This is a genomic window from Butyrivibrio sp. AE3009 (assembly GCF_000420845.1).
Taxonomy (GTDB): domain Bacteria; phylum Bacillota; class Clostridia; order Lachnospirales; family Lachnospiraceae; genus Butyrivibrio.
Window position 1 is genome coordinate 80609 of record NZ_ATVS01000009.1, and the last position, 24428, is coordinate 105036.

Annotated in this window: 21 protein-coding genes; 6 read left to right on the forward strand and 15 right to left on the reverse strand. The window is 45.2% G+C overall.

The genetic code is table 11. The features are described from left to right. The first annotated feature begins 35 nt into the window (after positions 1 to 35). A complete protein-coding gene (locus G588_RS0106650) occupies positions 36 to 677 on the forward strand; it encodes a hypothetical protein (RefSeq protein ID WP_022777982.1) in 642 nt (213 codons plus the stop codon). 97 nt (positions 678 to 774) lie between these two features. Here G588_RS0106650 and galT read toward each other — a convergent pair whose 3' ends face one another. The 4 genes from galT to G588_RS21370 all read right to left on the reverse strand — a co-directional run bounded on the left by galT (position 775) and on the right by G588_RS21370 (position 6145). Continuing rightward, entirely contained in the window at positions 775 to 2310 is a 1536-nt protein-coding gene (galT, locus tag G588_RS0106655) for a UDP-glucose--hexose-1-phosphate uridylyltransferase (protein WP_022777983.1), read from the reverse strand. Between the two features lie 63 nt (positions 2311 to 2373). Continuing rightward, the gene (locus tag G588_RS0106660; protein ID WP_026668629.1) at positions 2374 to 3540 is read right to left on the reverse strand and encodes a galactokinase; all 1167 of its coding nucleotides are present in this window, start codon (positions 3538 to 3540) and stop codon (positions 2374 to 2376) included. A 219-nt stretch (positions 3541 to 3759) separates the two neighbouring features. Then, positions 3760 to 4923, reverse strand: coding sequence for a toxic anion resistance protein (locus tag G588_RS0106665; RefSeq protein ID WP_022777985.1), 1164 nt, complete (start codon positions 4921 to 4923; stop codon positions 3760 to 3762). Between the two features lie 43 nt (positions 4924 to 4966). Further along, positions 4967 to 6145, reverse strand: coding sequence for a 5-bromo-4-chloroindolyl phosphate hydrolysis family protein (locus G588_RS21370; RefSeq protein WP_022777986.1), 1179 nt, complete (start codon positions 6143 to 6145; stop codon positions 4967 to 4969). 148 nt (positions 6146 to 6293) lie between these two features. Here G588_RS21370 and G588_RS0106675 point away from each other — a divergent pair, with 148 nt between their 5' ends. Further along, positions 6294 to 7205: an AraC family transcriptional regulator gene (locus G588_RS0106675; RefSeq protein WP_022777987.1), complete on the forward strand. Its 912-nt coding sequence runs from the start codon at positions 6294 to 6296 to the stop codon at positions 7203 to 7205. 497 nt (positions 7206 to 7702) lie between these two features. On the opposite strand, the gene G588_RS0106680 is transcribed toward G588_RS0106675, so the two are convergent. Then, a complete protein-coding gene (locus tag G588_RS0106680) occupies positions 7703 to 8584 on the reverse strand; it encodes a hypothetical protein (protein ID WP_022777988.1) in 882 nt (293 codons plus the stop codon). A 212-nt stretch (positions 8585 to 8796) separates the two neighbouring features. On the opposite strand from G588_RS0106680, the gene G588_RS19455 reads away from it, so the two are divergent. Genes G588_RS19455 through G588_RS0106695 form a run of 3 tightly spaced genes read left to right on the forward strand, consistent with a single transcriptional unit; the run spans position 8797 to position 11788 of the window. Further along, positions 8797 to 10311, forward strand: coding sequence for a carbohydrate-binding domain-containing protein (locus G588_RS19455; protein WP_022777989.1), 1515 nt, complete (start codon positions 8797 to 8799; stop codon positions 10309 to 10311). Positions 10312 to 10313: 2 nt separating this feature from the next. Continuing rightward, positions 10314 to 11066 (forward strand): polyphosphate polymerase domain-containing protein, encoded by a 753-nt coding sequence (locus G588_RS0106690; protein WP_022777990.1) that lies wholly within the window; start codon positions 10314 to 10316, stop codon positions 11064 to 11066. 35 nt (positions 11067 to 11101) lie between these two features. After that, positions 11102 to 11788, forward strand: a complete 687-nt coding sequence (locus tag G588_RS0106695; protein ID WP_022777991.1) for a DUF4956 domain-containing protein — start codon at positions 11102 to 11104, stop codon at positions 11786 to 11788. A 322-nt stretch (positions 11789 to 12110) separates the two neighbouring features. On the opposite strand, the gene G588_RS0106700 is transcribed toward G588_RS0106695, so the two are convergent. The 9 genes from G588_RS0106700 to bglB form a co-directional block, all read right to left on the reverse strand. Then, positions 12111 to 13085, reverse strand: coding sequence for a hypothetical protein (locus G588_RS0106700; RefSeq protein WP_022777992.1), 975 nt, complete (start codon positions 13083 to 13085; stop codon positions 12111 to 12113). A gap of 359 nt (positions 13086 to 13444) precedes the next feature. Then, positions 13445 to 13819: a hypothetical protein gene (locus G588_RS0106710; protein WP_022777994.1), complete on the reverse strand. Its 375-nt coding sequence runs from the start codon at positions 13817 to 13819 to the stop codon at positions 13445 to 13447. A gap of 574 nt (positions 13820 to 14393) precedes the next feature. Continuing rightward, positions 14394 to 14804, reverse strand: a complete 411-nt coding sequence (locus G588_RS0106720; protein ID WP_022777996.1) for a DUF4279 domain-containing protein — start codon at positions 14802 to 14804, stop codon at positions 14394 to 14396. After that, positions 14804 to 15340, reverse strand: a complete 537-nt coding sequence (locus tag G588_RS21375) for a polymorphic toxin-type HINT domain-containing protein (RefSeq protein ID WP_196804956.1) — start codon at positions 15338 to 15340, stop codon at positions 14804 to 14806. Before G588_RS21375 ends, G588_RS0106720 begins: the two co-directional genes overlap by 1 nt. Positions 15341 to 15668: 328 nt before the next feature. Next, entirely contained in the window at positions 15669 to 16400 is a 732-nt protein-coding gene (gene nagB / locus G588_RS0106730; protein WP_022777998.1) for a glucosamine-6-phosphate deaminase, read from the reverse strand. Between the two features lie 50 nt (positions 16401 to 16450). Next, positions 16451 to 17650 carry an iron-containing alcohol dehydrogenase gene (locus G588_RS0106735; protein WP_022777999.1) on the reverse strand — a complete coding sequence of 400 codons (1200 nt, stop codon included), beginning with the start codon at positions 17648 to 17650 and terminating at the stop codon, positions 16451 to 16453. Between the two features lie 3 nt (positions 17651 to 17653). Then, the gene (locus tag G588_RS0106740; protein WP_022778000.1) at positions 17654 to 19318 is read right to left on the reverse strand and encodes a hypothetical protein; all 1665 of its coding nucleotides are present in this window, start codon (positions 19316 to 19318) and stop codon (positions 17654 to 17656) included. 88 nt (positions 19319 to 19406) lie between these two features. Further along, entirely contained in the window at positions 19407 to 20330 is a 924-nt protein-coding gene (locus G588_RS0106745; RefSeq protein WP_022778001.1) for an ROK family protein, read from the reverse strand. A 132-nt stretch (positions 20331 to 20462) separates the two neighbouring features. Next, the gene (gene bglB, locus G588_RS0106750) at positions 20463 to 21554 is read right to left on the reverse strand and encodes a beta-galactosidase BglB (RefSeq protein WP_022778002.1); all 1092 of its coding nucleotides are present in this window, start codon (positions 21552 to 21554) and stop codon (positions 20463 to 20465) included. Between the two features lie 73 nt (positions 21555 to 21627). Between bglB and G588_RS0106755 the strand changes: the two genes are divergently transcribed. After that, positions 21628 to 22530, forward strand: a complete 903-nt coding sequence (locus G588_RS0106755) for a helix-turn-helix domain-containing protein (RefSeq protein WP_022778003.1) — start codon at positions 21628 to 21630, stop codon at positions 22528 to 22530. 30 nt (positions 22531 to 22560) lie between these two features. Here the strand turns inward: G588_RS0106755 and G588_RS0106760 are convergent, their stop codons facing one another. Then, positions 22561 to 24282: a CehA/McbA family metallohydrolase gene (locus G588_RS0106760; RefSeq protein ID WP_022778004.1), complete on the reverse strand. Its 1722-nt coding sequence runs from the start codon at positions 24280 to 24282 to the stop codon at positions 22561 to 22563. Positions 24283 to 24428: the final 146 nt, after the last annotated feature.

A 24428-nucleotide genomic window follows, 5' to 3' on the forward strand; every position in this document is an offset into this window, starting at 1 on the left:
AGAGAATCCATGATTTTACTGAAAGGATATTATAGATGAAATTCCCCATTTTAGCAAGCTTCATACTGATGTGCGTATTCGCTGCAATCGGCATGAGAAGGACCTCCAGAAAGTTTGAACAAAAAGAACAAAATTTCTGGGACAGAGAACGTGAATCCAATAATGTCAGAAAAAAAAGTCTGGATGCCCTTGAGTACATTCACATCCCTGTTGACCTTCTTCCCTTCGGAACAGCTGAGGACAACGCAACGCTTGAAGCTGCAGAAGAGGAAGTTCTTGCTCTCAAAGACGAAAAGATCGTGAATTTTACAGGAATTACCAACACAGATCTCAAACTGGAATACGGAACAGCCAATATCACTGCTCTTTCACAGTATGATCAGAACTATACAGCCCTTGTGGTATCACTGCAGAAATGGGGCGAAGCCCTCTACAACGCAGGCCGCTTCGAGGATGCCTGTCATGTTCTGGAATTTGCTGTCAAAACAAGAACAGACATCTCTGCAACCTACAGACTTCTTATAGATATGTACAAGACCAAGCTTGGCTACAACGAAGCCAGGATAAAGGAAAAGCTTGAAGGTCTCCTTCCTATAGCCAAGAACTTAAATGCCCTCAGCCGCAATCAGATACTGAATATGCTGGCAGCCGAGGGAGTTGAACCGCAGCCTGAATGAATGGGGTGGTTGTGAGTCAATGGGGACGGTTCTTGCTGACTCGCTTCGTGAGTCAGCAAGAACCGTCCCCATTGACTCACAACCACCATTTAGCTCATTATATACTCTCTACAAATCTCATAAATGCCGCCTGTCCCTCCGGGGTTCTCTTATAAACTCCGGCATCTTCAAGGACATGCATGAACACTTCACCGATTTCATTCCGGACAATCTCGTCAATATTATCTTGATCTATTTTGTCATACTTCTTGCTGAAGGCATCTACCCAATCAGCGTGCTTTTCCAGCACTTCATCGGCCCTAAGATCTTTTCCCGTAAGAATTGCTTCTTTCAGATCAGCCATCTCACCCTTAAGTCTTGCCGGCAGAACCGCAAGTCCCATTACTTCGATAAGACCGATATTTTCCTTTTTTATATGATGAAGCTCTGCATGGGGATGATAAACTCCAAGAGGATGCTCGTCGGTGGTGATGTTATTTCTAAGCACCAGATCCAGCTCGTAGTTATCGCCTCTTTTTCTGGCTATGGGAGTGATGGTATTGTGAGGAGTACCGTCGGTCTCAGCGAAAATAAATGCGGCTTCATCGCTATAGCCTCTCCACTTCTCAAGGATCACATCCGCAAGGGCAATGATTCTCTGTGTATCCGGGCCGGAAAGTCTGATAACAGACATGGGCCACTTTACAATTCCGGCCTTAACATCCTCGAAGCCCTTAACCGCAAACTCTTTTTCCACAGGTGCTTTCGCCATGGCAAAGGTGTAATGTCCGCCCTGGAAATGGTCGTGGCTAAGGATTGAGCCTCCAACGATCGGAAGATCAGCATTTGATCCCACGAAATAGTGGGGGAACTGCTTAACAAAGTCAAAGAGCTTGCAGAATGTGTCATGCTCAATCTTCATGGGAATATGCTGCGAGTTAAACACGATGCAGTGCTCGTTGTAGTATACATAAGGTGAATACTGGAATCCCCAATCGCTTCCATTGATGGTTACGGGGATGATCCTGTGATTCTCCCTGGCGGGATGGTCGACTCTTCCCGAATAGCCCTCATTTTCCCAGCACAGCTGACACTTGGGATAGCCTGACTGCTTGGCGTTTCTTGCTGCAGCGATGGCCTTGGGGTCCTTCTCAGGCTTGGAGAGGTTGATGGTGATATCAAGATCCCCGTACTCCGTGGGTGCGATCCACTTCATATCCTTGGAGATACGATATCTTCTGATGTAATCTGTATTCTTGGAAAAATTGTAATAGTAATCCGTAGCCTTCTCCGGGCTTTCTTTGTACAGCTCATTGAAGCGCTTAATCACTGCACTTGGCCTCTCAGTTACTTCGCCCATGAGTTTAGTATCGAATAGATCTCTGTAGACAACGCTGTTATTTTCGATAAGACCGTTTTCTGCAGCATAGTCGTCAAGAACCTTAAGGACTTCCTCAAGGTATGTTCCGTCCTCGATGCCGTTTGCCGGGATCTTGTCCGCAATGGCGATTATATCTGCTTTGTCAAACTCCGCAGCATCAATTCCCAGCCGAATCAGCAGAGAATTGATGGTGTAGATGATGTCTTCTTTTTCTATAAGACCTGTTTTAAGAGCGTAGGCAGCAAGATTATTTATAGCTTCCTGAATCTTCATTTTTTCTTCCTTTCTTATTGCCAAAAGTGCGCCGTCCCCATTGACTCACGGCGCACTTTTTTCTTAGATTACCTGAGGTCCGTTACCGATCTCGACTGTGTAGAAGGTTGCATCGTAGCCAATCTTCCTACGATACTCCTCGCCTACAGTCTTCTTGAAATTCTCAATTGCCTCGTCTTTTACGATAGAAACTGTGCAGCCGCCGAAGCCGCCACCTGTCATTCTGGATCCGATAACTCCGGGAATCTTCCAGGCTTCCTCAGCAAGGGTATCAAGCTCGATGCCGGTAACATCGTAGTCATCACGAAGGGACTCATGGGACTGTCTCATAAGCTTGCCGAAGTGCTCAATGTCTCCGTCCTTAAGAGCCTTAACCGCTTCAATTGTGCGCTGATTCTCGTATACGGCGTGCTTAGCCTTCTTCTGCATATCAGGGTCTGTCAAAAGATGCTTGTTGGCCTCAAATTCTTCGATTGAAAGATCGCCAAGTCCTTTGATATCAAGGCTCTTCTGAAGAATTGCAAGAGCCTCCTCGCACATGCTGCGTCTTGCGTTGTACTGGGAATCTGTGAGTTTGTGCTTCTTGTTGGTGTTGGCGATAACAATCTTGGCGCCCTCAAGCTTGATCGGAGCATATTCAAATGAAAGATCTGCTGTATCAAGGAAGATAGCGTTATTCTCTTTGCCCATAGCGGAAGCAAACTGGTCCATGATACCGCAGTTACAGCCGTTGTAGTTATTCTCTGAGTACTGTCCGATAAGAGCAATGTCCTGATTGGATACTTCAAAGCCATACAGATCTCTTAAGATAAATCCTGTGAGAACCTCCAGTGAAGCTGATGAAGAAAGTCCCGAACCGTTGGGGATATTTCCGTTGATAACCATATCGAAGCCCTTATCAAGCTTCATTCCTCTTTTGGCAAAGGCCCATACAACTCCCAGGGGATAATTGGTCCATCCTGCCTTGGGTGAAGGGGTCTCGATATCATCAAGAGAAACCTCATATACCCCGAACCTGTCCAGATTCATGGAAAACAGTCTGATTGTTCTGTCCTCTCTCTTAGCTGCGGCGCCATAAGTTCCGATTGTCAGTGCACAGGGAAAAACATGTCCTCCGTTGTAATCCGTATGCTCACCGATGAGATTCACACGTCCCGGTGCAAAGTATGCCTTAACGCCCTCTTTCTCGCCAAACTGCGCCTTAAATCCGTCAAGTACGGCCTGCTTCATGCTCTGATCGATCACAATACCCTCCTAATGTTATGTGTTGTTATGTTTAACTCCAAATTATTTTTATTTGTTATCTTGCTTTATATATACCATATTATACACCTTCCCATAAATATCACTTTGTTTGAATAATCAGTCATAATGTTAATTTTCTTGATCAAAAAAGGCGGTATGAGATAATTCTCATACCGCCTTCCGTTTATTCTTATAATCCCCGTATTACTGGTTCTGTGTCTTAGCAGCCTCAAGGAGCTTGTCTCTAAGCTGTGACTCGATCTGTGAAAGCTCAGCCTCGGCCTCACGTCTCTTGGTCTTACCTTCTGTCTGGATCTTGAGTACTTCATCAAGGGTTGTGATAAGTGTCTCATTGGTGTGCTTGAGGGTCTCGATATCAACGATTCCTCTCTCAGCTTCCTTGGCGCTCTCGATTGTAGCAACCTTAAGAGCATCAGCGTTCTTGCGAAGAAGCTTGTTGGTCATATCATTAACCTCTCTCTCGGCCTGAGCTGCCTGTGTAGCGTGCTCGATACCGATTGCGATAACCATCTGGTTCTTCCAAAGAGGAATTGTGTTAACGATGGTTGACTGGATCTTCTCAGCCATTACTGTGTCTGAGCTCTGTACCATACGGATCTGAGGACCTGTCTGCATTGCAATGGTTCTTGTAAGCTCAAGGTCGTAGATCTTTTTCTCAAATCTGTCGCACTTACTTGCGAAGTCCTTAGCCTTCTCAGCATCCTCAGGAAGTCCTGACTCAGCAGCCTTCTTCTGAAGCTCTACAAGTGTTGTGGTGCGCTCCTCTTCAAGTCTCTTCTTACCGGCAAGGATGTACATTGACAGTTCCTTGTAGTAGTTGAGGTTAAGGTCATACATTCTGTCGAGAAGCTCAACGTCCTTCATAAGGGTAACCTGATGTCTCTCCAGCTCGTTGCTGATGGTCTGAACATTGGTCTCAACCTTGGCATATTTAGCCTTCATAGCCTCGACTCTGTTTGCACTCTTTTTGAAAAGAGCCTTAAGACCCTTCTCATCCTCATCGATTTCGAAGCTCTTAAGCTGAGTAACAAGGCCTGTGATCATGTCTCCAACTTCGCCCATGTCCTTGGTCTTAACATTGTCGATAGCCTTCTCTGAGAAATCAGCGAGCTTCTTCTGTGTTCCAACACCGAAGTTCATAATTCCTGTGCTGTTGTTGATATCAATCTGCTTGCTGAAATCCTCAACCTGCTTGAGCTCTTCAGGTGTGAGCTGTGCCTCCAGAGCGATGTTGCCGTTGTCCTTGGGTGCCTCTGCCTTAGGTGCCTCAGCTACTGCCTCGGCTGCCTCTGCTCCAAATGATAATGTAGGTGCAGCGGGTGCTGCTCCGAATTCAAGATCTGCCATTACTTTCTCCTCCGATTCATACATTTATTTAAACTAATATTGTTTACTGTTTCATCTGCATCTGGGCTGCAACTCCCTGCCCCTCAGTAGTAAGTCCGTCCTGAGCCATCATTGACTTCATAACGGAAATATCCGAAGAAATATCCCACGCCATATCCTGGAAAAGGCTGTCAAGAAGGTTCTCAAAAGCCTCATTGATGGTATCCATTGCTGCGTCGATCTCTTTCTTGGTCTTGGTGATGTTCTCGCCCACATCAGGCTGTTTGTCCAGCTCTACATAAGCCGTAAGAAGCTTCTTGGTGGTGGGGAGATAATAGTTCATCAGCTTGTGAAGCTCTTCCGCACTGTCGGGATCCTTCTCAACCTGTGCAAAGATCCTGTTCATGATATTCTCAAGGCGGTACAGCTTGTTGGACATTTCGTCTGTATCAGGAATAACGTCATTGATCTCTCTGACGAACTTAACATATTCCTCGCCCTCAGCGATAATTGCCTGATCCTTGGAAAGGTTCTTGCTGCGGGTAACCTCAGCCTTCTGCTTGTTCTGTTCCTTCTGCTCACGGGCAAGTCTGTCCTGCTCGGCTCCGAGGTACATCTGATATGCGTTGTCTGTGATCATACAGGTGGTCTCGGAAGAATCAAGCTTGGCCCTTGGTACATATCCCTCTTTAATAAGTGCCTTGATATCCTTAAGAACCTCTTCATCAGTCTTGAGGGTGACCTTGGCAAGATCACTGATCTTGAAATATTCAGCTTCCTTAAGAATGTTACCGTATTGATAGAGCTTCTTGGACATCTGAAGCTTTCTGATTCCTCTGCATGAAATGAAGGTACATGCTACAAGAAAAGCTCCGCTGATAGCAATTCCGGGTATAAGATTCGCTGCGATCATTGCTGCAAAGGTGGGAAAAACTACTGCAAGTCCCACTGTGGCTCCTGCGATAAGCTGTCCCAGTCCGCTGTATCTGCTGACTCTCTTCTGCAAAAACGGATAGTTGACTCTCTTAACCTGAGGTGCCCTGTTCACGTAGGTGTAGTTGTTTCTGCGTACCTGGCTGTAGTTCCTGCTTGCGTAAGTTGTTCTCTTCTCTATACTAACTGTTTTAAGAGTCCTGCTGATGTCTGCGGCCAGCGTACTGTAGTCATTCCTGTCTATGGCGCTGGACACACTTTTTAAAATATCATTACCTGCATCAATCAGGTCCTGTGTCTGTTTATCCACTTCTTCCTCCAAAATAATTACACTTTTACATTTCACAATTTTACAGCATTCGTTTCAAAATAACAATGAAATCTGTGTTTTTATGCTATCATATTAAATGTGGTTTTAAGACAGTTTCACTGATTATCAGTTTATCAGAGGTTATTCAATGGAAAAAGCCTATAAGTTGCTATTTAACACCGAAGAATCCGACGATCTTTACGTATATTGCTGCGGTATTTCGCAGACACTTCCGGGCCACAGTTTCGGCCCTGCGTTGAAGCCCCATTTCATGATACATTTCATAATGAGTGGCAAGGGAAGCTTTAATATAGGAGGAGAGACCTATCCTTTGGAGAAGGACTACGGGTTTCTTATTGTGCCGGATGAGCTTGCCTACTATGTTTCCGATGAAAAGGATCCCTGGACCTACGTATGGGTTGGATTTGGTGGAAAAAGAGCGCAGGATATTGTTTCGCAGCTGGGGCTCTCCCTGCAACAGCCGGTATTTAAGAGTAGCGCCGGCAACGCCATCTATGATCTGGTAAAAGATATGATGGATCACAACACCTTCTCGGTAGAGGATTCCCTTAGAAGAAACGGACTTCTGTCGCTGTTTTTATCAGTAATAGCCAGCGGTATCAGTGTTACTCAAAGAAGCGATTCCGGTAGTGCCAATTATTATGTATCCAAGGCCCAGGCCTTCGTTCGCAGCAACTACTGCAACCCCATCAAGGTTACGGACATCGCAAACTATGTCTGCATCAACCGCAGCTACTTATATACATTATTTGAAAAAACTCTTGGCATCTCGCCTCAGCAGTATCTGACGAGCTATCGCATATCGAAGGCCACTGAGCTTCTGCAGCTGACGCAGCTGCCTATCGAGTCGATTGCTCTATCCTGCGGATATACGGATCCGCTGGTGTTCTCCAAGGCATTTCGGCAGGAAAAGAAGATAACTCCGTCAGCCTACCGCAAATCCCTTCCCAAGAGCAACCCCGTAATGGACAAAGATCACCTCCTCCTCATGGAACAACTCCTCGAGGAGCGTCACCTGGAGTCGAATGATCCGAATTGATTATTGGTTTCCCGGACGCTAACCCAGAGACCGGGGGCGTGGAGGTGGCAGGCAGATAGAAATATTCGCCCCTCTTTCGCTTAGATTACATGGCATTTTAAAAAGGCCCCGACGGGTCTGCAACTCATAAACTCCGTCCGGATTATACTAATATGGTTTCCCGGATGGTATCTGGCCGGACGTCAGACAAATGAGCTGCGAACAGACCCGTCGGGACCTTTTTGAAATGCTCATGAATCTATACGCTCTTTCACAGGCGAATATTTCTATCTGCCTGCCACCTCCATGCCCCCTGCCTCCGGATTTGCTGCGCGTTGGAACAAAAAATTCACCAATGGGGACGGTTCTTAATGGTGCATTTTTTTGCGTGCATCAATTAGAACTATCCTCATTGGTGAAATGATGTATTAGTCTATGATCCTTTTAGTATTCTCTAAAATTCTCTTCTTTATTTACTTCAATGTTTAATTAAATATCTTCATATTGTCTTAGAAGCATTATGACTTCTCGGGCTTAATTTTCTCCAGCATTTCTGCGGCTTCCTTAGCGAACCAGCCGGTTTTGCCGAGTTCTACGGCGGTGCGGGCTTTGTGGTAGGCGTCGTCTGTATCGCCAAGTTCGAAGGAGACTTTGGCGGCTTCGTAGCTTGTGAGTGCTATGTCGGCGTTTAATGAGCCATATTCTTTCTGACGCAGGATCTGCAGGGTTTCATCGTAGAGTTTTTTGGAGTTCTCGTAGTCCTTATCGATGAAGGCTTTTCTTGCATCATATAATTTATTATTGCATTCGATGAGCCATTTGTAGTATTTCTTGTCGCCAAGTTTCCCCGCTGCCTCGATGGATTTGGAGTGTACATTTTCAAATTCTGCATAATTGTTGGTGCGGAAATGAGCGTCTTCAAGTAGAAGATACTCGTTATACTTGGAACCTGCTGCAATATGCTTGTCTCCCTGCTGATTCAAAAGTGTCACGACTTCGTCATATTCCTTTAGGGCTGCACAGGCTCTGGCCTTCATGTATCTGAAATAGTTCCTGAGTTTTCTGTTCTTTATTTTATCACCCAGGATTGTGTACAGCTGCTTACTCTTTTCATAATCGCCGTAGGCCCATCCTATCTTGGACATTCCGGCTCTTTGAGCCATGTCTCTTATCCCAAACCACAGCATACAGAATATGATCAAAACTCCGGCTTTTGCAGTGTTGCCTAAGTACTCAAGAGCAAAGGTCAGTTCAATTCCATTTACTAATGAAAATATAATCACAAACAGATCAAGTGCCACAAAAAGAACAAATACTGCTGTGGCTATATGCCTCAGGACTCTGAAAATCCTATATCTCTTGGCTATATCCTCCGCGGACAGCGTTTCATACTTACTCATAGGTTTCCTCCCAAACTTTTTTCATCCATTCAGATGCAGTAGTGCACCAATTATATCGCATCCTCACTTAAACCAACATAGCCTTTTCAGCAAAAAAGTGCCTTTTATTTATACTTTCTTTATTTTTTTCTTTAGGTTTGTTTTAGGTAGCGCTAATAGAATGGCATCATCAGATAACAAAAATACACTTCAAAGAAAGCGAGAAAACAATCATGAAGAGAAAAAATAGATTTCTGGCAATATTGTTCCTTAGCACTGCGCTGGTTGTAGGCGGCTGCGGAGCAAGTACTTCGGGATCTACCGATAGCGTGACAGTTTCAACTGATACAAAAGAATCTCAGGACAACGCAGGTTCAGGTGACCAGGCTTCCCCCGAAGAGCGAACTCAGGGCGAGAACAGATCTACAGAATACCTTTCAAGCGGCGATGCTGTGACAGCAACCTCCGGGCTTCTTAATTCCGAGGAAATGTTCAGTGATAGGGATCTTGAGCAGGAAGCTGACCTTACAGATGCCACCTATATCACATTAGAGAGTGGTAAAGATGTAGCGATAGACAGCGAAGGCGTATATGTGATCCGGGGAACGGCAACAGACAGCTCCATAATCGTTGATGCGGATTCAGCCAAAGTTCAGCTGGTGCTGGACGGAGTTTCAATAACAAATGCAGACAGTCCTGCGATCTATGTAAAGGCTGCAGACAAGGTGTTTATAACAACTACGGATTCCGAAAATACTCTTACCGTTACAGGAGCCTTCACCGCAGACGGCGACAACAACACAGACGCAGTGATCTATTCCAAGGACGATGTGGTATTTAACGGAACAGGAACACTTACCATCACATCAACAGCCAACGGCATCTCAGGAAAAGACGACGTGAAGTTCACCGGAGGCACCTACTATATCACTTCCGAAGAGGATGCCATTGAAGCTAAGGATTCCATAAGGATAAGCGATGGCTCTTTTACCATAAATGCTAAAAAAGATGCTCTCCACAGTGAAAATTCAGATGACGATTCCCTTGGTTATATCTATATCTCAGGAGGCACCTTTGATATTACAGCCTCCGATGACGGCATCCAGGCAACCACTGTTCTGATGATGGATGGTGGAACCTTTGAAATATCAGCTTCTGAGGGACTTGAAGCCACCTTCGTACAGATAAACGATGGAAAAATCAGCATTGAAGCCAGTGACGATGGTATCAACGCATCAAATAAGAGCAGTCAGTACAACGTCGTAATAGAGATAAACGGCGGAGAGCTTACGGTCAATATGGGTTCCGGCGACACCGACGCCCTTGATGCTAACGGCAATCTCTACATCAATGGCGGCACAGTGGATATCACTGCACAGTTTGCCTTTGATTTCGACGGCGAGGCTCAGATAAACGGCGGCACAGTCACAGTTAACGGCGAAGAGGTTACAGAAATCACCAACTCCATGACCTTTGGAGGACCGGGCGGTGGCCCCGGCGGACAAGGCGGATTTGGCGGCAGAGGCGGACAGGGTGGTCCAAATGGTGACCAGTCAGGAAACGACGATTCATCCCAGAGGCCTGAGAACTTCGATCCCAGCAATATGCCTGAGGGATTTGAAAAGGGCAACATGCCTGAGAATTTTGACCCAAGTAACATGCCCGAAAGATCGAATGACTCAGAAAATCAGCAAAATAATACCGACAATAAAGGAAACCGTGGAACCAAGGGAAATAAAGGAAACTAACCATGACAGGATTTAAAGAAGTTTTTGAACGAATAGAGACCAAATATCTTCTGGACGAGATGCAGTACAGAGAGCTTATGAAGAGGCTAGAGCCCATCGCAGCCATCGACAGCTACGGCGAGACCTCAATCCTCAATATCTACTTTGACACTCCTGACTATAGGCTCATTGAGCGCTCTCTGGAAAAGCCCGTCTACAAAGAAAAGCTAAGGCTTCGCACCTACAAAGTTGCATCGGATAATACCAACGCTTTTATCGAGATCAAGAAAAAATACAAAGGCATAGTCTACAAAAGAAGGATCAATATGCCCTACAAAGAGGCCATGGCTTATCTTACGGAAGGTCAAAAACCTGCCCAAGAAAGCCAGATTTCTAAGGAGATCGACTATTTTCTACAGTATTACAAAGGAATCCGGCCCGCCATGGCAATCTCCTATGACCGCATAGCAATGGCCGGAATAGAAGATCCTGAACTTCGCATCACCTTTGACACAAACATCAGATGGCGAACCACAGACCTCTCACTGACTAAAGGAAACGTGGGAAAAGACCTTCTTCTTCCCGGGCAGCACCTGATGGAGCTCAAGATCGCAGGGGCGATGTCCATGGAAATTGCAAGGATACTGGATGAACTTAATATCAGACAGACCAGTTTTTCCAAATATGGCAGAGGGTACTTGGACTACATGTATAGCAGCACTGCTGCCACCACTGAACCTGAGAACAAGATCGCAGCATTTCCCAGGGCTGTGTGAACTTAAGTTAAAAGAAAGGATACGGTAAATATACAATGACTACAGATTTTATTTTCGGAAGCATAATGGAAAGCGGCACGATCACAGGGGCCGGTTTTGTAACAGCAACTATATGCTCAATTCTCATCGGCTGTTTTATAGCATTTATGTATACGCTAAAAAATAATTACTCCAAGAGCTACATCGTAACACTGGCACTTCTTCCTGCAATTGTTCAGGTAGTAATAATGCTTGTAAACGGCAACATAGGAGCCGGCATCGCAGTAGCGGGAGCCTTCTCGCTGGTAAGGTTCCGATCCGCCCCCGGTTCCGGCAAAGAGATAACCAGCATCTTCCTTGCTATGGCCGTTGGTCTTGCTACAGGAATGGGTTACATTGGTATTGCAGCGATATTTGCAGTGATCATCACTGTTGCCAATCTGATTCTCTCCAGTCTTTCCCTCAATAATAAAGCTTCCGAGGAAAAGACCCTTAAGATCACAATCCCCGAAAGCCTTGATTTTGAAGGAGTTTTTGATGATATATTTGAAAGATTTACGACAAAAGCGGATCTTGAAGAAGTAAAAACTTCCGGCATGGGAAGCCTGTACAAGCTGACCTACAAAATCTCACTTCGTCAGAAAGCCAGCACCAAGGCCATGATGGATGAGATCCGCCAGCGAAACGGCAACCTGGAAGTAAGCTGCTCCCGCCCCGTAATAGTCCGCGCTGAAGAGCTGTAAATGTTTGGATACCCGGACGCTTAGATTTCGGGGGGTTGGACCCGGAGGCGGAGGGCACAGGCAGCGTAGGGATAGAAATATTCACCGCTCCTTCGCTTAGATTACATGGCATTTCATAAATCTATACGCTCCATCACAGGCGAATATTTCTATCCCTACGCTGCCTGTGCCCTCCGCCTCGCGGTCCATCCTTCCCTCAGGAAATCTAAGCTGTGTAATGTCAATCTTTATTCCAATAATTCTTCAGTCATATAGTGCATTTTCCAGCGAATTTTGCGAGAACATCACTGTTATTATTAGAGACTATAGATGTGACACAGCCTTACTTCATATCTACAACTTTTATTACTTCTTCTTTCTTTTGGTCAAGTATTATCAGCTTATCTCCGATACAGCTGAAAGTTACATCTTTAACATCAATATCACAGATGCTTTCTAATTCTTTGGAGGCAAGATTAACTTTGGAAAGATTGCCGTTTTTGTAGACATAGATACCGCCATCGCAGTAGCCTACAATTCTGGAATAACCATTTGCTGTCTCGTAGAGCTTCACAAATTCGCAGGTCGAAGGATCAAAGGAGAAAAATACTTCTTTAATTACGCCCCCGCAAGTTTGAAAAATAGGATCTGAAATAGCAATTTTTCCATGTACTGCTCTGAAAACCCCATATACTTTTCCATCGGCATAAGTAAGGTCACTGCTGAACACTCCCGAAGTATGAAAATCCTTATCTGCAAAATCCGGGATTTCGATATAGTTTTCTCCATCAAACGAATAACTGAAGGCATTATCTTTAAAAGCCTTTTTAAACGTAATTAAGCCGTATTCACCTGCGTCCACAGTGGCTTCCGAAACCAGAGGATTATCGTTTATTATCGGTGATTCCTCTTTTATTTTCTCAATAGTTCCCGTCAGTAAATTGTACTCATAATAAGTCATTAAATTATCGCCATCAACCTGAAACGACACTACTTCACCGCTACGCTTTATCTTTGTAATATGTTCTTTTTCCAGATCATCAACTTTAAACACTTCATTTATTTCACCGGTAGTTAAATTATAGGTCTGCAATGAAATATGCATCCTGTCATCAAGCGATACATCATAGCAAAAAAGGTTACTTGAATCGTCATTGACCCCGAACTGATTAACATAGACAGTATCACGCGTTCTCTCAGGATACGTTTCCTCTTCGTTATTTTGCGCCTCCCTGTCTACGTTCGAAGTGCAACCCACCATAAGTAGCATTGGAATTATTGTAGCTAGAATTATAAGCTGTTTTAATTTATTTGCCATTGTATTATTCCTTTTATATGATCACATTCTAGATTCTATATACTTTCTTGGATCATTGAGACTTGGATCCGCATCTGACTTATGTCCGACACCTGTAGCGGTATCATTCTTATCAGATACTCCTGTTACTATGATGCCTTCCGAATTGCCTCCATTGCCGCCAATATTTCTAACAGCCTCTTCGAGACTGCCATAAGTTGCTGGCGATTGTCCTCCGGCATTATGAATACCTCATTTCATAAAATTGACCAATTATATATACCAAAAAAACTTTTGCTTGTGCCTCTTTTCTGACGAATGACACTTGAAATCGGACGAATAACATCCAAAAAAAAAAGAGAGATCTGTAAGACCTCTCTTTATTCCATCAAAAGTTGTGTCTCGTCACTGCTGTCAGTCATAAGGACTGTCATGTTATTGTTGCCTTGCGGGTTCATACCCGGCATCATGCGGCCGGTATTTCTTACGGGCTGCATGTTGAGCGATCCTGAAGTATTGTTCCAGGAAATTACGGCGCCGGTTGATCGCATCATCTGTACATCTGCCTGAACCTGTCCGGCTGTAGCGGCCTGTCTGATCATTCCGACACCCTTTTTGGCTTCTGAACCGGTTAGTACTGCGATGTAGTGACCTACATCCAGGAAAAAGAATAAAAATACTGCAGCTAAAAGGAATATAAATCCGAGAACGCCAAGAACTACGGATAAATTCTCGTAAAGTGTTATTGTTTCCATCATGTACCTCTAATTAATTTCTGAACAAAATCTAAAGAAATTATAAACAAATTCTCGGAACTATAATACCACTAAAATGGCAAAATAACACTCAAATTTCTTTTTCAGTCATGTAATGCATCTTTTCCGCTACCTGTGTAAGATCTTCGCTGTTCATATGGGAATCCACGCACACTACATAGTCAATTATGTCTCGTCCAAGATAGGTGCAACCATGCTCCCAATCATCGAGTATCTCTGAGAGACAGTATTTTGTATGTAATACCGTTTTTATCGAGCCACTTTTTTAGCATATTGAAAGCCAGCGCCCCGGGCAAGTTGGTTCTGGTCTCTTCGGGCTCTATTCTTATGTTGAATTCCATTAAGTCGTTTCCTTGAATTGCACAATAATCAGGCTCAATGCGCATCATCTTTTGACAGCCCTATGTAATCGTCGAAGTTCACAGTCTTTCCCATGAAAAGCATTGGTTCCTGGTACATAACTTATCTTATTAGCATTATTAGTCAAATATTGATATTTTTTGAATAAGTCAACTTCAAAATTCAATTATATTTTTAAGCTGAGAATAATAATCTAATTATCCAATACCATTCCACCAGATAATATATCAATAGACACTTCACACCCCAAGGCTGCTATCATAGAAATCATTTCAGGCGAAAACTCCCATCCTATTTGTCCATAATCTGATCTAATATAAATTGTAATCCCTACATATTCATACGTTTCCATTAGCTGATGAACATTCTCAGGATTCTCACATAATTTTGTTAACATTTCTAAAAAATGCAATTCAAACTCATTATTATTATTGAAATGTTCCACATGACTCCACAGATTTTTAGATTCACGTCCAAATTTCTTTATTTCTCCTCTTTTCACCAATTTTGTAGGATCAATGCCATTAATTGTATCAACCTTTATTTCGACATTGTCAACTATTTTAAATACAATATCTCCACTTATCATCAATACCTCCTTCATTAATTCTCCAACATTTCTTCTGCTAGTTCTAACAGCTGCTGATATGTAAAATTCTGACTCGCTTTCATACTAAGAGAATGCTTTAATTCGTGAATATAAGTTCTGAATAAATCCCTGTCCACTCCAACCTGTCGAGCAGCATCATCAACCATTTTTATATCGCTTTTCTTGAAATAGACTTTTGCAGAATCCAAAGAGCACATATTATGCACAAAAACTTTTTCATATCCCACAAAATATGTATGATAATCCTCAACTGCAAAATTATAAACCGGCACCACATACTGCAACTGTTCCCATCGTTTAATCCTTAGATGCAATTCATTGCCTTCCGAATCAACCAAGATTTCTCCGACTTTAAGATTCCCTGCGTTAATAAAGCCTTTATCTTTTACATAGAACGGATGCGTTGGTGTAGTTACTATTTCTTCTCCATCAACACTAAGATGCATTATCTGCATCTCGTAGCCCTCTTTGGTTACACTAAGGCTATTATCAATCTCTTTCCAGGAACCATCCACATCTTCATAGTGCACAGGTTCAGCATAATAAAATACAGCTCTTGAGCCATCGCTTAACAGATATTCCTTGCTGTATTCATCTCTCTCGTCAAGAACCTCTTTTTCATATACACGTCCCCCATCATTTGTCTATTTTTGTATATAAAAAACCATAGACTTCCTAATTTAGAAATCTATGGTCAGTTACCATAAGTTATTTATCCCCATGCCGCTCCCATTGAAGTATCTTGATCATTTTTAATGTGTTAATGAAATGATAACACCATATTCACGCTATTGCAATCAAATGATCATATCTTAATTTGGTATACGACTATGTGTTTTTCTTAAATTGCTTGTACGACTATATGTTCATCAAACTCAGCGCTGCATCGTCAGCAACCAGCGTGAAATCAGGATGGAGCTGCAATATTGACGCAGGCACCCAGGGTGTTACTTCTTCGGTGAGGGCCTTCTTAAGTATCTCAGCCTTTTTCTCACCCTCCACCACCATCAGGATCTTCCTGGCCTTCATGATGGTGCCGATGCCCATGGTGTAAGCCTGGCGCGGAACCTGTGAGGCATCCTCGAAAAAGCGCTTGTTGGCTTCGATGGTGCTCTCTGTAAGGTCTACGAGGTGCGTTCTTCTTGTAAAGCAGTCTGCGGGCTCGTTGAAGCCGATGTGGCCGTTGGGGCCAAGGCCCAGGAGCTGCAGATCGATGCCGTTCATGCTGTCAATCAGTTCCTCATATTTGCGGCATTCATCCTCCGCATCTTCGTTGCTTCCATCGGGGATGTGGATATTCTTATTTTTGATATTTACCTTGGAAAAGAGGTATTTGTCCATGAAGTAGCGATAGCTCTGATCGTTGTCTGCGGACAGGCCTCTGTATTCGTCGAGGTTCACGGTCTTAACTCTGGAGAAGTCCAGATCGTCCTTGCGGTACCAATCCACCAGCTGCTCATAGATTCCTATGGGGGATGAGCCTGTGGCCAGGCCCAGTACGCAGGTGGGTTTCATGATGATCTGGGCGGAGATGATGTTGGCCGCCTTTCTGCTCATATCCTTGTAGTCATGCGCTCGATATATTTTCATTGTTACCTCCGAAATTCTATGGTTGAGATGTGACTCGCAACCGTCCACACTCACTCATATAATTTCATATATAGATTCTTCAGCACTTCTGAATCAGGCTCTCGTATTGTGTTGGCAGGCCCTCCGCTTTTTACTGCAATCTCTGCCATCTCATCTATCTTGGCAAAAAAGTCGTCCTTCGAAATTCCAGATTCCGCGGCTGTTGGAATCTGGCAGACTCTGCAGATCTTTTTTATCTGGGACAAAAAGAGCTCTGCTGCCCCATCGTCATTATCGCCTTCCGTGGCTGCTCCTGTGGCTCTTGCCATCTCTGCGAATCTGTCCTTAGCTCCGTCCTTGACATATTCAAGGCATAGATGCGCCAGCATCGCTTCAGCCATTCCCATTGGCACATGAAAGATTCCTGTAACAGGTCTACTCATTGCGCTGATAAGGGCAGCTCCTGTGCTGTTATAGGCTACTCCGGCCTCCAGCGCTGCAATTGACATCTGGTTTCTGGCAACCTCATTTTCTCCGTCATGATAAGCAAGCGGAAGATAGCGGAATATCCTCCTGATTGCAGAAAGTGCCAGTGTATCGGTAATAGGCTGTGAATTCTTAGATATATAAGCCTCTATTGCCAGAATCAGTGCGTTAAGCCCGAAAACAGCCGTAGCCTTGACGGGCAAAGTGGTAGTAAGCTCAGGATCTATGATGGCAACATCCGGCATTAACTCCTGTCCCCTAAGGAAGATCGGCTCTGTGGCATCGGCAGCTGTAATATATGTAAAAGCTGTAGCCTCTGCGCCTGTCCCCGAAGCAGTAGGGATTGCAGCCATTTTGGTCCTGATACCTGTTATCTCTTCTCCCACGTGATCCGCAAGTTCTCCGCCGCAGCCGTCAAGAACAGCTACTGCCTTCATCAGATCAAGGGCGGCTCCTGTGCCGATACCGATGAGAAAGTCGCAGCCTTCTTTTTTATAGACCTCATAAGCTGCTTTCGCCTTAGCTTCTGTAGGGTCTTCAAGAAAATCGTGGAATATAGTATAGCCTATTCCCTTTTTGGACAGCGCATCGGTGATGATTCTGACTTTCCCCATTTTGACCATTATCTGATCGCTGATGATGAGGGCTTTTTGGCCAAAACCATCCATATATCCGGGCGCCTTGGTAAGTGCTCCCCTTCCGGTGACAATCTTAGAAGGCGTGGTAAACTCCTTGACCAAAGCTACTCCGTTTTTTCTTTTATCACGCACGTCTGTGTGTTTCATTCCCTAGAACCTGCTCCTCTCATTTCTGATAGATATGATATGGTCAAAGCCTGTGTAGTCGGTAAAATAAATTGTTGAAGCTCCGCCGTTTCGTAGCTCCGAATCCTCCTTGCCCTCCATGAATCTATGGGTTCCAAAGGCAGGTCCGATGGTGAGTGTGTCCTTACTGTTTGACAGTTCAACCATCTCATCCTTGACAGTGATGGCTTCTCCGCCCACAAGAGCTGTGGCAAGGTGTCCGTTCTCAAGGAAGGTTGCACCTGTAACGGAGAGCTCGATTCTCCAGGGAGCGCCTTCTACGCCGCTGGTCTTAACTCTTATGTCGATTCCGTCGTTGTCCTTGCTCTCCCTAACCCAGACGTCGATATCCATGTCGGGGCCCATCTTCTTATCGCGGGCTGCATTGTCCATCTGCCACCAGTCGTTGGTCTCAGGGATCTTATCAGGGCTCCAGGGCAGGTAATACCAACCGTGCATGGTCTGGGACAGGTGCAGTGTCTCTCCCTCCTGAACCATCTTCTCAGCCTTGAAGGCTCTGTGCTCGCAAAAGCTCCCCGCAACCTTCATCTCCACCTTGATGGTTCCGTTGTGGAAATAGAGGAAATTGGACTTGCCACTCATCACTGTGTAGGTGTATCTTCCTGTTCTGTTTCTTGAGATACCGGAGTTTTGGTAAAAGACCTTGTAGTCGGGATTGCCGTACAGGCCCTCATGTTCTATGTTTTTCCACTCAGGATGCCACATGAAGAAAATGAGGCAGTCCGGGGTGTGAAGATTCTTTTTTAAACAAATGTCTATGATGGTGTTGGCCATATCATAGAATTCAGGGATGTCATGGCGCTGCGCCATCAGCACATACTCTGTGTAATAATCTGTAGGATAGGACAGTCTGTCCTTGTCAAAACGGGTGGAGTTGGCGGTAAAAATAGATCCGTCGGGCTCCCAGTAGTGCAGCATCATGTGGAGGTTTCTGATAACGTGATCCTCGTAGGACTTATCGCCTGTGGCCTCAGCCAGGGTTATCATGGCATCGTTGTTGACGCGGTTGTAGTTTCCGGCTGATTTCTCCGCATACTCTCCGTCTTCGTTGCAGTCGATGCCCTCTGCCAGATATCTGTTTGCGCAATCGGCCATTTCCTTGCTGTCGTAGATCTTGGAGCACTCCATAAGAGTTGAGGCTATGGCCCATCTGTGGTTGGGAGTATGGAATCCCCCTGTCATAATGCCTTTTGCGGCGTCTCTTATGATCTCGTTAAGAGCAGTGAATATCTGATCCTCTTTATCCGTTCTCTTAGCGGCCTTGATATCCTTCAGATAGAAGAAATGCGGCATTATCTTTTTTATGCAAAAAGCTGTGTCCGGCGCTGAGGAAAAATTACAGGTCACATAGTCAAAAAGTCCGCTGTCGTGCTGCATCATCCTTGCAAAGCGAAGTCCTGCCATTATGCGCTTAAAGAGCGCTTCGTCCTCATGAAAAGAGCTGTCCTCGTTGCAATACACTGCTATCATTGATGCGGTTCTGTAAATTGTGTACTTGGCATCAAGGATGTGGTCCTGATCCATGAAGGCGCCGTAGTTCTCGTCGTTCTCATCCATGATCTGAACCCGCATGGATTCGTACACCAGCTCCTCTGTGTCTGTTAAGATTATCTGATAATGATTCTTCATCGATACCCTTCCTGTCTTATCTGACATCACTTAATGTTAATTATGTATGCTCGTATCAGAAATTCTTGCTTGTTCATGCTTCTGATATTTACTCTGAGATCAGTGCAGCTCCGATGATGCCTACATCCCCTGCATCCGGAATGCCGCTTGCTATGCGGATCTCAGTATTCTTGGCACTGCTCCTTGAATAAACATCTCTGTATACTCTCTCCCTTACCTTATCAAGGAAGAGGTCCGCTGCCCTTGTGATTCCGCCGCTAAGGACCAGCACATCGGGCTGAAGAATATTTATAAGATTGGTAAGTCCTTCGGATAAGTAGTAGACAAACTCATCCAGAACTTTATTCGCTGTTTCATCTCCATCTTTTACTGCGGCAAAAAAGCTCTCGCCATCGGTATATTCAGGCATTCCCGCTTCCTTAGCCATCTCTGTGAGGGCTGTTGCTGAAGCGTAGTCCTCAAAACAACCTTTTCTTCCGCAGTTACAGTCACAGCCGTCAATGTTAATGGACATATGGCCAAATTCTGCTGCCGCATAGTTAAGGCCTCGTAGAACCTTGCCACCAATGATGATTCCGCCGCCGATTCCGGTGCCCAGAGTAACCATGACAAATACGGGAACGTTGTATTTTCCCGCCACGTACTCGCCGATGGCCGCAGCATTGGCATCGTTGTCAAAAAAGGTCCTGCTGCCCAGGGGCTCTCCAAGAGCTGTTCTTAGCTTTGGCAAAAAAGGAACTTCCTCAAAGCCGAGGTTATTGGCATAGAGGATGCGGCCTGTGTCAAGCTCTGCGGTTCCGGGGACACCGACGCCGATGGATTCTATCTCGGATTCGGTGATCCGGGCTTTAGCCATGAGGTCTTTTACGCCCTGTGCAATGGCGGCGATCATGGCCTCCGGTTCAGATGCTTCTTTGGTCTTTATGGAATTCTTTTTTATTATGTGTAATTCGGAGTCCACCACGCCCATGGCGATGTTGGTTCCGCCTACATCTATTCCTATTCTGTACATACTTACCTCTTATGTGCTCCTGGACGGTTGTGAGTCAATGGGGACGGTTCTCTGTGACTCGCTTCGTGAGTCACAGAGAACCGTCCCCATTGACTCACAACCGTCCCCATTGACTCGCAACCGCCCACCAACTCACGCCTTCAACACTTCCATCAAGAATAGCATCGCCATGGCCTGTCCGTAGGGCATGGGCTTGATCTCAATCTCTTTATAGAAGTCCTTGGTAATCCTACCCATAGGCGTTCCATAGGACACCTGATTCACCGTTCCGTCGGGATCGATGTAGTTAAGCACAGGCTCCAAAGCCTTCAATCCGACTTCCTTATACTTCTCATCGATAAGTCCCATTCTCACTGCCTTCAGTATTCCGTAAGCAAATCCGCAGGTGGCACTAGTCTCAACATAGGAAGTGGGATCATCCACAAGGGTGTGCCACATTCCGCTCTCATCCTGGTATTTGGCGAGGGCCTCCGCCTGGGCCTTAAGGGCCTCAGTGATGAAACGTCTGTCAGCCCCCTTAACTTCTGTAACTGAGAAGTATTCAGGAACTGCGATGGTGAACCAGCTGTTTCCTCTTCCCCAGAGGGCCTCAGCGAAGTTGCAATGCTCAAGGAAGGTCCAGCCGTGGAACAAAAGGCCGGTCTTTCTGTCGCACAGATATTTGATATGAAGAAGGAACTGGTATCTTGCCTCCTGTCTCCATTCGTCGTTATCCTCAATTTCTGCCATGCTGGCAAGGAACATTACCGTCATGAACAGGGTGTCATCCCAGAGCTCTTCTGTGTTCTCGCTGTCGGAGGTACGATGCTGCAGTCCCCCTTCCTGAGTTCTGGCAAAGTCGTTCATTATGGCAACAGCCCACTCATGGCATACGCCCCTGTACACCGGGTTATCAGAATTCTTAAGAAGGAAAGACAATGTCAGCATGGGCGCCACTGTGTTGATATTCTTGGCGGGAAGCCCAAGGCCTACCTCCTTCTCATAATATTTTTCCAGAGTCTCAAGATAGCTCCTGTTTCCGGTCTCCTCATACATCTGCAAAAGGCCGTAAAGTCCCACGCCCTGGGTCCACTCCCAGTGCTGATATCTGGAGATATCGTCCCCGGCAAGGCTCTTGGTCTTCATGTTTTCAAGAAATTTCTCATCATCCTCGTACAGGAATTTCTGAAAACTGTCTGCCAGTACCTCCAGGGTCTTCAGGATTTTTTCTCTCTCGACTTTCATTTGCTACCTCTTTCTATTTCCTTTATACTTTTACTGTGAAACTAATTATTCAAATTTCGTTTATGGTGAACCAATGCTGATCAATGACAGTGTCTACTACGAAGACAACCACTATATAATCATCAACAACATAGCCAACAATATTTTTTATTACATTGATTATGATAAAAGGGACTATTCCATCAACATGGAATTCCAGCATCTCCACCCCTACTACGAGGTCATGCTGCTTCTTGCCCCAAATGCAACCCATCTCATTGAGGGTACTCCCTACAATATTCATATGGGCGATATGGTTCTGCTGGCCCCTTCCGTTATGCACAAATCCGTATATTACAAGGGTGAGCCAAGTAAGCGTGTCATCATCGATTTCATGTATCCGCTGGACAAGCCGGAAACCGCCGAGGCCTACAAGGAGATCCTTAAGCCCTTCCATACTGAGGTTCCGATTCTCCGCCTTGAGCTGGAGGACAGGCAGCGCCTGATTGATATCCTGAATGACCTTTTTAGTTTTTCCAAAAATCATGACTACTACGGCAATGCAGCGGATGAATTCTACATCCACAACAAGTTCCAGGAGTTTTTGTACGGGCTCTACGAGCTCTCGGGTAAAAATATCTATACCAATGATCAGGCCTACAACTCCATAGAACAGAAGATGTACGAGATTTCCTCCTTTATTCATGCCAATTATAAGGATGATATTTCTCTCGCTTCTTTGTCTGAGCGCTTTTTTATCAGCCCCAGCTATTTATCTCGTGAGTTCAAGCAGGTTACGGGTTTCAATATTTCCAACTACATTCAGCTGACCAGGATCAAGAATGCCCAGTACAGGCTGGTCTCCACCAATGACAAGATCTCTGCGATTGCTTCGGACTGCGGCTTTGCATCCTTTTCTCAGTTCAACCGCATCTTCAACAGGATCAGCGGCTCGTCCCCGAGGGAATATCGCCAGTCTGCGGTGCTTAACAAATAATCCTTTGTGATAACTGATGGCGCTTATGTTTTACACGCACACCGGATTGGTGATGCCCATATTGGTGCAATCATCCATGGCCACAAAGTAAATGTAGTGGTCGTGGGGATATTCCAGGGGATTCTCTGTAAGACTGCAGCTGTAATCGTAATGGCCGTTTTCCTCGGTTGCCTTGAGAATGATCTCTTTAACTACTCCGTTCTCGGTGCAGATCTGAAGCTTGCTCAAGGGTCTGTTGGAATATAGCTTAATTCTTATATCAAGTTTGTTATCTTCTTTATCTTCATCCCCAAGTTTTTCTCCGGGGCGCTTACCATTAACTGTTGTAAGAAGAATAGGTCCGTTGGTCAAAAAACTGTGGCCGCAGCGAAGGGCGTCCATGACCTTCTGCGGAGTCCGTGCTTTGCCATGTTCACTGCCTATTCCTATATTCACATAGGTTCTGACGCCGCCGCTGGTAAGGTTGGTCTCAGCCCATTTTTCCAATATTGGAAGGAGGCTCTCGCAGATCAGCGTGTATACCTTGACCTCTTCGGGATATTTACTTGAGAGTTCCTGCGTGTTTAGCTGTATCAGGTCTCTTGTATCAAGGATCTCATCATACAGAACATGATAATCATCGGCGCAGATGTTGTGGGTATCGCTTCCGGTGGTGGCAGGAAGGAAAAGGCCCTTCTTCATGCACTCATGCCACAGGTTTCTTGCCAGATCGTTGGTACTTCCCGGTAACATGGGATTGGAGCCGTTCCATATCTCCATGGTCTCGAAGATGTCCAGCATATCGTTAAATGCAGGATTCCAGGAGATTGCTCTCTGCAGATCTCTTGGGTGATTGATCTGAGCAAGGCCGCCCTTGTCCTTGATGATATTTGTAATCCTTACAAACTCGGAGCGCAGGTACTCATCGGTTCTGTCCTTCTGCTCCGGTATGTTGTAGATAACATCTGTGTCAACTCCCATAGCCATTACGTGGCCGTTGGAGGTGGAGATCTCTTTGGATATTACGGGAAGGAAGTCCTCTCTTTTTAAAGCCTGCCATGCCTTGTGACCAAGGATATTGTGGTGGTCTGACAGGGCTCCGTAGCCAAGGCCCATGGCCATCATGGAATTGGCGATATCCTGCGGGGATTCAACAACGTCATCATCTCCGCCAAAGGCGGGGCTGGAATATATGCTGTGATGATGGTTGTCTCCGGCTATCCATCCCATTTTTTCAAGGTCTATGAAGCGGTTTAGCTCATAGTATCTCTTCTCAAGGGTTTCTTTTTTCACCTCGATAGAGTCTGTGATGATCTCATATTCACTGCCCTTGGATACTTCGATGAAATAGCAGCCTTCCGGCAGATATCTGTGGAGCGTTCCGTCAAAGCCGGTGATATCCCTTATCATGGTTATCTTGCCGTTAACCCTGTCGAAATTCTCGAAGTTTTCTCCCTCAAGAAGTTTGAAGAATTTGACCTGGGCAGGTGTTCCCAGTCCTTTACAGGTGGTCTCTATGAACACATCTCCAAGCTCTGTGCAATTCTCAGGGATTCCGTTTCGGTGAAATCTGTTCCTTTTATTGGGGGCAGGATAGTCAACCTCATTGGTCCTTGCCTTGCCGCCGGGGCATACTACCTTGGCATATCTTATGAAGTTTACAAGCCTCTCGGCATCCATCCCATCCACAATAGGATCGGACTGCCCTTTTTCCCGTAGCTGTCCCTGCAAAAGTCCTATTGCGATGGATAAAAATTTGGTTTCCTTACTCATGATTCCTCCACTTTTAATCCCATTTTAGGGTCAAATTACGGCATTATCTACGCGGTTTTTATGTTATGTTCACCTAAATATTGCATTTTTTGCTTAGTGCCTGTCACTTTCATCTGCTAAAGTGCCTGTCACTTTCGCGGGGTGAA